This window comes from Nitrosomonas halophila (genome assembly GCF_900107165.1).
GTDB classification, from domain to species: domain Bacteria; phylum Pseudomonadota; class Gammaproteobacteria; order Burkholderiales; family Nitrosomonadaceae; genus Nitrosomonas; species Nitrosomonas halophila.
Genome location: NZ_FNOY01000014.1, coordinates 1 through 11,961, shown reverse-complemented (window position 1 = coordinate 11,961; position 11,961 = coordinate 1). Strand labels below are relative to the sequence as shown.

Annotated in this window: 13 protein-coding genes and 1 tRNA gene; 10 read left to right on the top strand and 4 right to left on the bottom strand. The window is 54.0% G+C overall.

Translation table 11 applies throughout. From position 1 onward, the window contains the following. Nucleotides 1-7: 7 nt before the first annotated feature. The 3 genes from BLV85_RS05130 to der all read left to right on the top strand — a co-directional run bounded on the left by BLV85_RS05130 (nt 8) and on the right by der (nt 3,469). On the top strand, nt 8-652 hold the full coding sequence (locus BLV85_RS05130; RefSeq protein ID WP_090412851.1) for a YfgM family protein: 645 nt from the start codon (nt 8-10) through the stop codon (nt 650-652). 29 nt (nt 653-681) lie between these two features. After that, nucleotides 682-1,881 carry an outer membrane protein assembly factor BamB gene (bamB, locus tag BLV85_RS05125; protein WP_176973936.1) on the top strand — a complete coding sequence of 400 codons (1,200 nt, stop codon included), beginning with the start codon at nt 682-684 and terminating at the stop codon, nt 1,879-1,881. A gap of 184 nt (nt 1,882-2,065) precedes the next feature. Then, entirely contained in the window at nt 2,066-3,469 is a 1,404-nt protein-coding gene (gene der / locus BLV85_RS05120; RefSeq protein WP_090412848.1) for a ribosome biogenesis GTPase Der, read from the top strand. 199 nt (nt 3,470-3,668) lie between these two features. Here the strand turns inward: der and BLV85_RS05115 are convergent, their stop codons facing one another. Then, nucleotides 3,669-4,307, bottom strand: coding sequence for a c-type cytochrome (locus BLV85_RS05115; RefSeq protein WP_090412846.1), 639 nt, complete (start codon nt 4,305-4,307; stop codon nt 3,669-3,671). A gap of 111 nt (nt 4,308-4,418) precedes the next feature. Here BLV85_RS05115 and BLV85_RS05110 point away from each other — a divergent pair, with 111 nt between their 5' ends. From BLV85_RS05110 to hemW, 5 genes are all read left to right on the top strand, one after another. Beyond that, nucleotides 4,419-5,021, top strand: a complete 603-nt coding sequence (locus BLV85_RS05110) for a hypothetical protein (RefSeq protein WP_090412845.1) — start codon at nt 4,419-4,421, stop codon at nt 5,019-5,021. A 198-nt stretch (nt 5,022-5,219) separates the two neighbouring features. Continuing rightward, nucleotides 5,220-6,026, top strand: a complete 807-nt coding sequence (gene map, locus BLV85_RS05105; protein WP_090412844.1) for a type I methionyl aminopeptidase — start codon at nt 5,220-5,222, stop codon at nt 6,024-6,026. Nucleotides 6,027-6,079: 53 nt separating this feature from the next. Then, nucleotides 6,080-6,808, top strand: coding sequence for a ribonuclease PH (rph, locus tag BLV85_RS05100; protein ID WP_090412841.1), 729 nt, complete (start codon nt 6,080-6,082; stop codon nt 6,806-6,808). Nucleotides 6,809-6,950: 142 nt separating this feature from the next. Further along, nucleotides 6,951-7,568 carry an RdgB/HAM1 family non-canonical purine NTP pyrophosphatase gene (gene rdgB, locus BLV85_RS05095; protein WP_090412838.1) on the top strand — a complete coding sequence of 206 codons (618 nt, stop codon included), beginning with the start codon at nt 6,951-6,953 and terminating at the stop codon, nt 7,566-7,568. Between the two features lie 99 nt (nt 7,569-7,667). Then, a complete protein-coding gene (gene hemW / locus BLV85_RS05090) occupies nt 7,668-8,939 on the top strand; it encodes a radical SAM family heme chaperone HemW (RefSeq protein WP_090412835.1) in 1,272 nt (423 codons plus the stop codon). A gap of 201 nt (nt 8,940-9,140) precedes the next feature. On the opposite strand, the gene trmB is transcribed toward hemW, so the two are convergent. From trmB to thiS, 3 genes are all read right to left on the bottom strand, one after another. Beyond that, nucleotides 9,141-9,833, bottom strand: a complete 693-nt coding sequence (gene trmB, locus BLV85_RS05085; protein WP_425433782.1) for a tRNA (guanosine(46)-N7)-methyltransferase TrmB — start codon at nt 9,831-9,833, stop codon at nt 9,141-9,143. A gap of 21 nt (nt 9,834-9,854) precedes the next feature. Next, nucleotides 9,855-10,661, bottom strand: coding sequence for a thiazole synthase (locus BLV85_RS05080; protein WP_090412832.1), 807 nt, complete (start codon nt 10,659-10,661; stop codon nt 9,855-9,857). Nucleotides 10,662-10,731: 70 nt separating this feature from the next. After that, entirely contained in the window at nt 10,732-10,932 is a 201-nt protein-coding gene (thiS, locus tag BLV85_RS05075; RefSeq protein WP_090412830.1) for a sulfur carrier protein ThiS, read from the bottom strand. A gap of 58 nt (nt 10,933-10,990) precedes the next feature. On the opposite strand from thiS, the gene BLV85_RS05070 reads away from it, so the two are divergent. Continuing rightward, nucleotides 10,991-11,061: transfer RNA gene (locus tag BLV85_RS05070), tRNA-Gly, on the top strand. Between the two features lie 259 nt (nt 11,062-11,320). After that, on the top strand, nt 11,321-11,911 hold the full coding sequence (locus tag BLV85_RS05065) for an ATP-dependent zinc protease family protein (RefSeq protein WP_245725094.1): 591 nt from the start codon (nt 11,321-11,323) through the stop codon (nt 11,909-11,911). Nucleotides 11,912-11,961 lie beyond the last annotated feature (50 nt).

The following is an 11,961-nucleotide window of genomic DNA, read 5'->3' as shown; positions in this document are numbered from 1 at the left end:
AATCAAGATGTCAACCTACAATTTTGAAGAGCAGGAAAAGATTGACCGGCTGAAAGCCTGGTGGGCGGCGCATGGCGGCACCGTGCTGCTGGTCGCGGCCGTTTTTGCGGCATCGGTTGCAGGCAGCCAGTTGTGGAATCACTATCAAAAACAACAGAGACAGCAGGCAGCCGATTTGTATGCGGTATTACAGCAGCAGGTCGAGAAGAGCGGTGATGCGAATAAAATCAAGGATGCTGCCTTGTTGCTGATCGAGGGCTTCCCGGCAAGCGGTTATGCCCCCCGGGCAGCCTTGGTGGCCGCGCATGCCAGTGCCCAGGCGGGTGACCGGCAAAGTGCCAAGGACATGCTGCAATGGATACTCGATCATGGCGATGAGCCTGAAATACAGGATCTGGCCCGCTTGCGCCTGGCCGGTGTGTGGCTGGACGAGCAGCAACCAGAGCAGGCATTGGCGCTTCTGAATGTGCGGCATGGAGCCTCATTTACCGGTCTGTATGCGGATGTGCGGGGAGACGCGCTGGCCGCATCCGGAAAAATCAGTGAAGCGCGCGCGGCCTATCAACAGGCGCTCGATCACATGAGCGGACAAAGCGCTTATCAGAATGTTATTCAAATGAAAATGGATGCGTTGCGAGACGATCAGCAGTGATTGGCAGAACTTCCTTACTGATAGATGATTTGATTTCACTTGTCAGCAGCTGGGCGGCACGTGCTGGCTTATTGTTGCTACTGACTCAGTTGACACTGCTGGGCGGGTGTGCGTCCCTGAGCGACCTGGGTGGCGGCCATTTCACCGATCTGTTCAGTAGCGATGACGAAGCCGTCATCGACGAGGCTGAAATCGCTGCCCTGGAGGCGTTGCCCAAGCTCGAATCGTTGTGGCAAGTGAAACTGGGGGAAAGCAAGACTGCGGTTTTCGCGCCGGTATACGAAAACGGCGCGCTCTATGCTGCTGCGGAGAATGGCCGGCTGGTGAAGCTTGATCCGGCAACCGGTCGGGAGATTTGGCGCGTGGATACCGATCATCAATTGTCAGGAGGAGTGGGTGTCGGGGATGGCATGATCCTGCTCGGCACTTACAAGGGTGAGGTGCTCGCTTTTGATGAATCCGGCAATTCATTGTGGCAGGCACGCGTTACCAGCGAAATCTTGAGTCCGCCCCAGGCGGATAGCGGCATTGTCGTGGTGCGCACGGGCGATGGCCGGCTATTTGGGCTGGATGCGGCCGATGGCAAGCGGGTGTGGATCTATCAAGGTGCGACCCCGCCGTTGACAGTCCGGAGCTTTGCCGGTGTGCTGATATCGCGCGGGGCTATTTTTGCTGGCTTCCCGGGGGGGAAGCTGATCGCCTTGAATCTGCTCAACGGTAATGTCGGTTGGGAAGTGACGGTTGCCGAACCCCATGGTGTGACCGAGCTGGAGCGCATGACGGATATCAGCAGTTTGCCAGTCATGGACCGGAATGAGGTCTGTGCAGTGGCCTATCATGGGAAAGTCGCCTGCTTTGAAATTACCACCGGCAATCAGATCTGGGCCAAGGATACTTCGAGTAATGCCGGCCTGATCATGGATGGCAGCTATGTCTACATCAGTGAAGAACGCGGCGCCGTGATCGCCTACGATAAAAGCAGTGGCGTGCTGGCCTGGAAACGGGATAAATTGGGGAGTCGTAAACTTTCAGCCCCCATGATTGCCAGAGGGATGCGTCTGGTGATAGGGGATGATAGCGGGCATGTCCTGTTGCTCAATCGTCAGGATGGATCGCTGGTGGCCCGGTCACCCACGGATGATAGCGCTATCCAGGCACGTCCGGAATATTTGCCCGATGGTTTCGTGGTCCAAACACGCAAAGGTGGTCTGTACGCGTTTGCGTTGTAGTGACGTATTTTCTTCTGATCTGTCTGAATTATGTCATGGTTGTGACTGCTGGTCATGAAGCGCTCGATTGCGTGTATATCTGGTTCAAGTGATCTCTTGTTAAAACGCTTATTCTCCTTTCGGTATTATTGCCTGGGAAATCCAGGATGATTCCTTTCTCCTATTCTTTTCACTGGCTTTTATCATGAAACCCACGCTGGTACTCGTTGGGCGTCCGAATGTCGGCAAATCGACGCTATTCAACCGTCTGACCCGCACACGTGATGCGATTGTGGCGGATATTCCGGGATTGACCCGTGATCGGCACTATGGACATGGAAAGATCGGTCTCAAGCCCTATCTTGTCGTGGATACCGGTGGTTTCGAACCAGTGGTGAAATCCGGCATCTTGCATGCCATGGCCAGGCAAACCCTACAGGCAGTGGATGAAGCCGATGTGGTGTTATTTGTGGTCGATGGCCGGAAAGGGTTGGCCCCGCATGACAAGATTATCGCCGAACAGTTGCGCAAAACCGGCCGGAAAATCCTGCTGGTTGTCAACAAAACCGAAGGCATGCAAACGTCGATCATTACGTCTGAATTCCATGAATTGGGGCTGGGTGATCCCTGTGCCGTCTCTGCCCTGCATGGCGATCATATCGCTGATCTGATCGATCTGGCGCTGGCAGATTATCCCTACGAGGAGGATGCCGATGCGCAGCAGGCAAAACATCCCCGGATTGCGATTGTTGGGCGTCCAAACGTCGGGAAGTCAACACTGATCAATTCGCTACTTGGGGAAGAGCGCGTCATCGCCTTCGATCAGCCCGGCACCACCCGGGATAGTATTTATATCGATTTTGAATACGATCAGCGCAGCTATACGCTGATCGATACCGCCGGTTTGCGTCGGCGTGGCAAGGTGCTGGAGACGCTGGAAAAGTTTTCAGTGGTCAAAACGCTGCAATCGATTGAGGAAGCCAATCTGGTCATACTGGTGCTCGATGCAAAAGAAGGTATTTCCGATCAGGATGCGCATATCGCCGGGTTTATTCTGGAAACCGGCCGCGCGCTGGTGGTTGCGATCAATAAATGGGATAGTCTGGATGATTATCAGCGCGATGTAATTAAACGCGAGTTCGCGCGCCGGCTCGCTTTCCTGGATTTCGCCAGCCTGCATTATATTTCCGCTCTGTATGGGCGTGGATTGAAGGCATTGATGCCATCGGTCGATACAGCCTATGCGGCAGCGATGGCGCATATCCCCACGCCGCGCCTGACGCGCGCCATGTTGGCTGCGGTGAGCAAGCAGCCTCCCCCGCGTGGCGGTATGTCACGGCCGAAAATGCGTTATGCGCACCAGGGAGGCTCCAATCCACCGTTGATTATCGTGCATGGATCGATGCTCGGGCATGTGCCTGCAACTTACCGGCGCTATCTTGAAAATACCTTTCGTACAGTCTTTGGGCTGAAAGGCACGCCGCTGCGGGTAGAGTTCAGAACCGGACATAATCCTTATGCCGATAAGAAAGCGCCGCCGCCAAGTGAGCAAGAGGCCCGGCGCGCGCATAGCCGCCGGCGCCGTAATCGCAAGCAATACGGGCGATGAAACGCAAGCGAAACCGGCCTGTGCCTGGATTGCTTGTTTGAGCGGCTATGAGATGGTGTGATGGACGAACGAAAAAAGTGAGATTTGTACCCGGCTGCTTGCCGGGCTTGCTTCGCTGATAGCAGCCTCGCCCGATTGGGTTGGGCCGCTATCGAAGCATGGAAGATCGAAATGCAGGTGACCGGGGGCCGGTCTGAATTTATTTGAGTGTGGTGATAAATTCGGAAACTGCTTTCATTTCTTGTACGCTCATGCGTGAAACGATGGATTGCATGGTATTGTTGGTGTCGTTTTGGCGGGTGCCCTGGCGGAATGCCTGCAACTGGGACAGCGTGTAAGCCGCATGCTGGCCAGCGAGACGTGGATAATGGGGCGGAATACCTTTGCCATCGGGAGAATGGCAGCTTGAGCAGGCCGGGATCGAGTTTTCCAGATTGCCACCATTGTACAGCTGTTTGCCTAGATTAATCAGGGACTCGTCGCTTACCATGCCGGGCTGGGGGGCTTGTTGGGCATAATAGGCAGCCAGATTTTGCATATCGTCTTGACTCAAGGGTGTCACCATGGAGGCCATGACGGGATTGTCCCGTTTGGCAGGTGTGCCCTCTTCTGATTTAAAATCCATCAATTGCTTGGCGGTGTAGACAGCGTATTGCCCGGCAAGAATCGGATTGGTTGGAATAATACTGTTGCCGTCAGCATTGTGGCAGCCCGCACAGACGCCCATTGCGATTTCCTTGCCTTTCTCGGCGTCGCCGTCTGTAGACGGAGAACCGGCAAGCGCAAGGCCGGAAAACAGGAGTGTGATGACTACCGCAGCGTTTTCAATGAGTTTCATGATTTTATAGGGTTGAAATTTTTTATAAAAAAAACTGTAAAGAGCCCTGCATTCTAGCAAGGTTTGCGGGTTACAGTAAACGGCAATGGTGGCTGAATCGAAATCGACAGGATGAAAAAGTTTTTTGTTTTTTTATTGTTAGCCAATATCTCGGCTGCACTTTACTTTAATGTGGGCCCGGGTGACAAACCGACTGCACAGCCATCTTTGCTGCATCCCGAGAAGATCGTCCTATTGCCGGACAAGGTGGCCTGTCTCAAATGGGGCAAGTTGCTCGATCCTGTCTTGCAGCCGGCCAGAACCGTCATTGCTGAATTGCCATTCGGGCAGAGCCACTTGACCGAGGTGCCCGAAGGCAAGGTTGCAGTTTATTGGGTGCATATCCCTGCACTGAAAACGCCGCAGGAGATCGCACGGCAAATCGATGTGCTGAAAAAGCTCAAGGTGCCGCATTTGCTTATACAGGAAAATGGGGAGGGGCCGTGGCATAATACGATTGCATTGGCCATATTGCGCGATAAACCGGCTGCCGATGCGCTCGTCAAACAATTGCGAGACCAGGGGCTGGCTCATGTAAAGCATAGCGCACATATATTTCAGCAATTTGTGTTCGTGATACGCGGGCCCAGTGCGCAGCTTGCCCGGCAACTGCAGTCAATCGTGCAACGTTTTCCCGGTACCGGTCTGGAAATGACTGAATGTGACCGCATCTAATGAAGCAATATATCTCTGAGCTATTTTCAGTCTTAGGGTACAAGCCATGCGCCATAAGGCTGGCGCGGGGTTGTTCTGCGCTTCAGGCTCCTAGAGGCTGTTAGAATGCATGCCGATTAGCCGGCCACCAATTCTGGCGCAGACTTTTTTAGCAAGCTTGAATGTTTATCAAAATCATTGAATGAATCTGGAGTAGGCGTGGCAGTTCATATTAAAACCATCCAAGAAATAGAAACCATGCGTGTGGCCGGCAGGCTGGCAGCAGAAGTGCTGGACTATATTCAGCCCTATGTGGTGCCAGGCGTCACGACTGCGGCGCTGGACGAACTTTGTTACAAATATATGGTGGATGTCCAGAAAACGATCCCGGCGCCGCTCAATTATGCGCCACCTGGCTACAGCCCGTACCCGAAATCCATCTGTACCTCGGTTAATCATCAGGTGTGTCATGGTATACCGGGAGACAAAAAGCTCAAGGCAGGTGATGTGGTCAATATCGATGTGACGGTCATCTATAAAGGCTACCACGGCGATACCAGCCGCATGTATTATGTCGGTGAACCTTCCATTCAGGCCAGGCGGCTCTGTGAACTGACATTCGAGGCCATGTGGCGGGGTATCGAGGAAATCCAGCCAGGCAAACACCTGGGGGATATCGGTCATGTTATCCAGCGTGTGGCCGAAAACGCGGGTTACAGTGTTGTCAGGGAGTTCTGTGGGCATGGTATCGGTGCGAAATTTCATGAAGATCCACAGGTGCTGCACTATGGACGTCGTGGAGCGGGTATCGAACTGAAACCCGGCATGATCTTCACGGTGGAGCCCATGATCAATGCCGGCAAGGCCGCCATCAAGCCGCTGCCGGATGGCTGGACAGTGATTACCAAGGATCGCAGCCTGTCCGCGCAATGGGAGCATACCGTCCTGGTAACCGAGGCCGGTCATGAAGTGTTGACTGTTTCCACCGGCGCGCCGGACAAACCCAGCTACCGGTTTTCTACCTGACCCGCATCTGCTACCCAACTTTTCACTTGCTTCTTATTTAACAGGCGAAGGACATGCAGCGACACAATCATCGCGCCCCTGACCAGATTCGTCCGGTCAGGATCACGCGCCACTATACCCGTCATGCCGAAGGTTCGGTATTGATCGAGTGTGGCGAAACCAAGGTCATTTGTACGGCCAGTGTGCTTGAAAATGTGCCGCCGTTTCTGAAAGGCACGGGCCAGGGATGGCTGACAGCTGAGTATGGCATGCTGCCGCGCTCAACCGGTGAAAGAATGCCGCGGGAGGCTGCAAAGGGCAAACAATCGGGGCGGACGATGGAAATCCAGCGTCTGATCGGCCGGGCGCTGCGCGCAGTGCTGGATCTGGACAAGATTGGCGAGCGTACCATTCATATTGATTGTGATGTGATCCAAGCGGATGGCGGCACGCGTACCGCCAGCATCACGGGCGCATTCGTGGCGCTGAGCGATGCAGTTGGGTGGCTCGCCGCGCAGCAAATGATCGTGGAGAACCCGATCCGGGAGCAGGTGGCGGCCATCTCGATAGGCATGCTGAACGGACAGCCCTTGCTCGATCTCGATTACGTCGAGGATGCTGGCTGCGATACCGATATGAATGTGGTGATGACCAGCAGTCTGGGACTGGTGGAAATTCAGGGAACTGCCGAAGGGGCCGCATTCAGTCGTCAGGATTTGCAAGTCATGCTCGATATCGCGCAGCAGGGATTGCTGGAATTATTTAGTTTGCAGAAGCAGGCGCTTGCTGCTTCCCGGGCCTGACACCGCTTGTCGGCAAACATGGGCCAGTTTGCAGGCCGGCTGGTTCGTATCCTGCTTCGATGTATGAAGCGCAGGATGCTTTGCATGCACCGCACTGAACTTGAGATAACCCAGAGCGTATTATTAACCCATTAAATTGAAAATGACATCGCATCTGAACAAGATTGTCATCGCCAGCAGCAATGCCGGAAAACTGAGAGAAATCGAGAAATTACTCGCACCATTGGGTATCGAAACCATTTCCCAAGCATCTTGCACAATCGGGGAAGTGGACGAACCGCATGCCACCTTTGTGGAGAATGCCCTGGTCAAGGCACGGCATGCCAGTCAGCAGACCGGTTTGCCTGCGCTGGCGGATGATTCGGGGATCTGCGTCAACGCTTTGGGGGGCGCGCCGGGTGTTTTCTCCGCGCGCTATGCGGGTGAGCCCAAATCGGATGCACGCAATAACCAGAAACTGGTCGAGACGCTGCGTGCATATGCCGATCGCAGCGCTTATTATTATTGCGTTATGGTATTGCTGCGCCATGCACACGATCCTCAACCCATTATCGCGGAAGGCGTATGGCGGGGCGAAATCATTCTGGAACCAAGGGGAGAAGGGGGGTTCGGCTATGATCCATTTTTCTTTCTGCCGGAACTGAACAAAACTTCCGCCGAGCTTTCACTGGAAGAAAAAAACCTGATCAGCCACCGCGGACAGGCGCTGGCCAAGCTAGTCACAATACTGTCTAAAGATCTGCCGGATCGGGTGTCGTGACGCATGCGTCTGTGTGCTTGTGGCCAGGAAGTTTGCCGTGAATTTCATGCATGTCTATGCGTCCAACCCAGGTTCCCAGGCTAACCAAATTTGACCGGTATGAATACAATCACGCCACTTTTGTCTTTATCTGCTTCGAAGTCTCCCCGGTTGAGGGTGCTGCCTGCGCTGAGTCTTTATATCCATATTCCTTGGTGTGTGCGGAAATGCCCATATTGCGATTTCAATTCGCATGCGATCAACGGGCGTGATGGCGTGCCCGAATCCGAATATGTCGCGGCGCTCAAGCGCGATCTCGAATTGTCGCTGCCGCTGATTTGGGGCCGGCCGGTTGTCAGTGTTTTTTTTGGTGGCGGGACGCCAAGTGTGTTCAGTGCCGCTTCGATCGATGCGATCCTCTCACATGTCAGGATGCTGTTACCGCTTGCCCCGGGCACAGAGATCACGCTGGAAGCTAACCCTGGAACCTTCGAGGCGAAGAAGTTCCGGGATTTTCAGGCGGCCGGCATCAACCGGCTTTCGATCGGTATACAGAGCTTCAACTCTCGTCATCTGCAGGCATTGGGACGGATTCATGATGGCGCGGAAGCACGGCTGGCAGCAGAAACGGCACTGAAGTATTTTGATAATCTCAATCTGGATCTGATGTATGCATTGCCGCATCAGTCACTGGACCAGGCGCGGCAGGATATCGAGTGTGCAGTGATGCTGGGTGCGCCCCACATTTCAGCTTATCATTTGACAATCGAGCCCAATACGCCGTTTTACCGCAATCCGCCCCGGTTGCCAGATGAAGAGCTTTCGGCAGATATGCAGGGCATGATCGAAACCATGCTGGCAGACAACGGCTATCAGCATTATGAGGTATCCGCTTTTGCCCGCCCTGGACAGCACTGCGTGCATAATATGAACTATTGGCAGTACGGCGATTATCTCGGCATTGGCGCAGGCGCGCACAGCAAAATCAGCTTCCAGGATAGAATCGCGCGGCATATGCGCTATAAACATCCCAGGCAATATCTGGAACAGGCGCTGGCCAGCCAGGCCGATATAAAAGATCTGATCGCGGTGGAACAGGAAGTGGATGCGCCGGACCGCATTTTTGAATTCATGATGAATGCGCTGCGTATCGCGAACGGGTTCGATCCTGGCCTTTTGCAGGCGCATACTGGCCTGACGACAGCGGCGATTCAGCGGCAACTGACCGAAGCCGAGCAGCGAGGATTGATCGAATGGCGGCATGACTGCATCCGCCCAACTTTGCAGGGCAGGCGTTTTCTCAACGACTTGCTGGAAATATTCTTGCCCCGGTCAGAAAACCAGCGTCAGGGGCCTGGTCGCTGCAGCCGCTCTGAATGGCCTTCCGCATGAGCGAGGACGAGGAGGCTGTCCGAGAATAGCGATCGTAGTGAGGGCGAAGCTGGCTGAGCGGGATTTTTCGATCATTAACGAGCCCTAAGAGGCGAATAGTTGTTCTATTCAACGAAAATGATCGAAAAATCCCGCCTGGCAGGTTCGTCCGCAGTAGATCAGTCTATTCTCGGGCAGCCTCCTAGGCAGGATTCTATTGAATCATGCCGAGTTGCGGATGAATATCAGATCCCGGATGGTGTGACCCAGCCGCAGGCCCCGTTGCTCAAATTTGGTCAAGGGACGATAGGCGGGGCGGGGCGCGTAGTCGGTCGCTGTGTTGGTCAGGCGTGGTTCATCGCGCAATACTTGTAGCATATGTTCGGCGTAGTGTTGCCAGTCGGTGGCAAGATGCAGATAGCCACCGGGCTTGATCCGTTCGCAGAGCAATGCGATGAAATCCGGTTGAATCAGGCGGCGTTTGTGGTGTCGTGCCTTGGGCCATGGATCCGGGAAAAAAATATGGACACCATCCAGTGATTGGCCGGGCAGCATCTGTTGTATGACAGCGACTGCGTCATGCGAAATGATGCGCAGGTTGGTGAGCTGCAGCTTTCTGATCAGCTCGAGCAGGCTGCCAATACCCGGCAGATGTACTTCGATCGCCAGAAAATCCTTATCGGGCTGCTGGCTGGCGATGGCAGCGGTGGTTTCCCCCATGCCTGAGCCGATTTCCAGAATCCGGGGTGCCGACCGTCCGAAAATCTGGTCGAGGTCAATCGTATTTTCAGTAAAGGGTATGCCGTAGATTGGCAACAGGGTTTCGCAGGCTTGCCGCTGCGCATTCGAAAAATGCCCCTGGCGCAGCACGTAGCTGCGAATCGAGCGGGAGAGGGGTGAGGACAAAGCGATCAATCGTCCAGAGCAACCTGGCGCCTAGTTGTTTGCAATCGTGTTGGAGGTGCTGGTAATAATGCCTTCGAGCGGTGAACTTGGACTGGCCTGATAAATTTTCTTGGCCATCCGTCCGGCCAGATAAGCTTCGCGCCCGGCTTCCACTGCCTTGCGCATGGCCGAGGCCATCTGCACCGGATTGCGCGCACCCGCAATGGCGGTGTTGGTCAATATCCCATCGCAACCAAGCTCCATCGCAATCGCCGCATCCGAAACGGTGCCGACGCCGGCATCTACCAGCACGGGCACCCGCGCATTGTCTATGATGATTTGCAGATTCCACGGGTTGAGAATCCCCATGCCGGATCCGATCAGGGAGGCCAGCGGCATGATGGCAACGCAGCCAATTTCTTCCAGTCGTTTGGCGACGATCGGGTCATCCGAGGTATAGACCATGACCTGAAAACCCTCCTTGACCAGGATCTCTGCCGCTTCGAGCGTGGCGACGACATCCGGAAACAGGGTTTGCTGATCCCCCAGCACTTCCAGCTTGACCAGGGAATGTCCGTCCAGCAGTTCGCGTGCCAGGCGCAAGGTACGCACTGCATCTTTGGCGGTATAGCAGCCGGCGGTATTGGGAAGCAGTGTGAATTGGGAGGGGGGCAGGGCATCCAGCAGATTGGGTTCATCCGGATTTTGGCCGATATTGGTGCGGCGTATCGCTACCGTAATGATTTGCGCGCCGCTTGCCTCGACTGCGGCGCGGGTTTCAGTGAAATCCTTGTATTTTCCTGTCCCGACCAATAGCCGAGAGCTGTAACTTGTACCAGCTATGACGAGTGGATCCATAAATATTTCAATGATTAGGTTTAATTACCAGACTGTCCTGGAGCGAGCGGGTTGCAATCACCTGGGCGTATCAGCCGCCACCGACCGCCACGATGATTTCCAGCTGGTCGCCCTCACCCAGAATTTGCTCAGGATACTTGCTGCGGGGAATGATTTCCCCGTTGCATTCGATGGCAATGCGTTTGTCTTGCAATGACAGGCACTCGATCAGCTGTTGCACACTCATCTGGCCGTCAAAACTTTGTAATTGACCGTTGATCGTGAGTTGCATAGTATTAAAAATACCGTGGTTAAGGTAGACTTTAATGATAAGCTGACCATTCTAGCATGCGGGTGTAGCTCAATGGTAGAGCAGAAGCTTCCCAAGCTTAAGACGAGGGTTCGATTCCCTTCACCCGCTCAATGTATTTGCGTCTGCTACGCTAGGAGGCTGTCCGAGAATAGCGATTGTAGCGAGAGCGAGGCTGATTGAGCAGGATTTTCCGATTATTTGAGGCGAATAGTCGTTCTATTTAACGAAAATAATCGGAAAATCCGGCCAATCAGGCTCGTTCGCAGTAGATCGGTCTATTTTCGGACAGCCTCCTAGGCCTGACAAGATCCATTCAGACTGTAAACGATTTTTAAACTCTATTACTGAACAAATCAGAAATCCGATAATGATTAGTCTAGCCAAGCGTGTGCTGTCTGCCGCGATTGCACTCCTGCTGTTGCTGATGCCGTATGGCATGGCATCGGCCGATAAAATCGTTGCCACGCCCGATGCTTTGAAAATTCTTGGTTGGGTCGAGTTTGTCCGATTGGAGCCATGGGGACTGAAAACCCGGGCGCGTCTGGATACCGGCGCCAATACTTCTTCCATGAGCGCGCGCGATATCCATGTGTTCAAGAAAAACGGCAAACGGTGGGCCAAATTTACATTCGATTTCAAAACCGCTAAAGATGAGCGCTCGATTGAAATCGAACAGCCGTTGGTCCGTCTGGTGAAAATCAAGCAGCACAGCGGACCTCCTCAGGAGCGTCCCGTGGTCAGCATGGATATTTGCTTGGCCGATGAAGTACGGTCAGTTGAATTCAGCCTGATTGACCGCCGCGCCCTCAATTACCCTATATTGCTTGGCCGCAAGGCGCTCGCTGGCTATGCGCTGGTTGACTCTGCAAATGCATATCTGAGCAAGGCAGGGTGCGGTCATGAGAAAAAAAAGGTAACTATTCAGCGTATTCTTTCTCTCAGTCATTCTGCAACATAAAATCAGGCAGTTTCCCAGCGAAGAGCAGGGAAAGCGCCTCGGAAGCAGAA